This is a genomic window from Streptomyces sp. NPDC059456 (assembly GCF_042750055.1).
In the GTDB taxonomy this organism is placed as follows: domain Bacteria; phylum Actinomycetota; class Actinomycetes; order Streptomycetales; family Streptomycetaceae; genus Streptomyces.
Genome location: NZ_JBHYVA010001098.1, coordinates 1 through 1,469, shown reverse-complemented (window position 1 = coordinate 1,469; position 1,469 = coordinate 1). Strand labels below are relative to the sequence as shown.

General features: G+C 72.4%; 1 protein-coding gene. It reads right to left on the bottom strand.

The window, feature by feature from the left end; all coding sequences use genetic code 11:
• Positions 1–1,469 (bottom strand): LCP family protein (locus ACFXA3_RS42455; protein WP_385196873.1); only part of this gene is annotated, 1,469 nt, incomplete at both ends.

Here is a 1,469-nt window from a genome sequence, read left to right as displayed (position 1 = left end):
TGGGGGGTGGGTTGTGTTAAACCCCCCCCGCCCCGCCTCATAGCCCCCCCGGGCCGCGGGGGCGGGCGGGGGGGGGGCGCCCGCGCCGCCGCGTCGGCCGCCTGCTCGGGCTGGGAGAAGCGGACCACGGTGGTGTCCTCGGCCGCGGTCTGCGCGGTGGCCGTGGCCTTGGTGAACCCCTTGCCGGTCAGGACGGCGGCCACTTCCTCGGCGCGGCCCTTGACCCGGGTCTGGGCACCGTCCTTGCCGCCGGTCGCGTTGCGCACGGAGACCGCGATCTTCGCCGGGGGCGCGGCCGGGCTGGCGGCCGGCTGGGACGGGGCCGCGGGGGAGCCGGAGGCGGCCGGCCCCGACGGGGTGGCGGCCGGGTTGGCGGACCCCTTGCCGTCGAGGGCGATGTCCTCGCGGACCATCCGGAACACGTCCTCGGCCTCGCCCGGCTTGGGCTCGACCCGGCCCTCCTCGCGGGTGCTGTACACCCACGGCATGGTGGTCATGGTGATCCGCCCGGTGGGGACCTTCTTGAGCTCCATGCTGAGGTCGTACAGCTTGTCGAGCTTGTTCAGACCGGGGTCGACGACCATGGCCTTGATCGCCGCCTGCGCCAGGCTGTTGAGCTTGACGGGGTTGCTGAGCTTGGCGTTCTTGCGGAACTCGCGGGCCATCGAGTTCATGTACATGTGCTGCGCGTGGGTGCGGCCGAGGTCGGTGCCGTCCTCGAAGCCGTAGCGGGTGCGCAGCCACTGGAGGGCCTGCTCGCCCTGGATGGTGCTCGTCCCGGCGGGCAGCTTCAGGCCGGAGCCCTTGCCGTCCTTGGTGCGCGACTCCACGTTCTGCTGGACGCAGACCGGGACGCCGCCGATGGCGTCCGCCATCGTCACCACGCCCTTGAAGTCGATCATCATGAAGTGGTCGATCGGGATGCGCGTGAGCTCCTGCCAGGCGGCGACCGTGCAGCCCGGCCCGCCCCGGCCGAGGGACTCGTTGGTCTGCACGAGGCCCTTGCTGGCCGGGTGCACCTTGCCACCGGGCTCGGTGCACTTCGGCATCGTCAGCATGGTGTCGCGCGGCATCGACACGACCGACATGTTGCTGCGGTCCGCCGACAGGTGCAGCAGCATCTGCACGTCCGCCAGCGGCGGCCCGCCGAAGGTGTCCTTGGCCCCGCCGAGCGCCTGGTTGGCCGCGTCGTCACGGGCGTCGGAGCCGATGAGGAGGATGTTCAGCGGGGTCTGGCCGAACGCGTTGGGCTTGGAGCCGCCCAGCTTGTTCTCGCCGAGGTTCAGGACGTCCGTCTTGATGCTGCCGTTGAGGTGGCGGTAGTAGAGGTAGCCGCCCGCCGCCGTCGCGAGTATGAGGAACGACAGGACGGAGGAGACCCAGCGCAGCACGCGCCGCCGGCCGCTGCGCTTCCCCGCGCCGCCACCGCTGCCGGACCCGTTCCCCGGTGGGGGGACCGCGCCGGACGC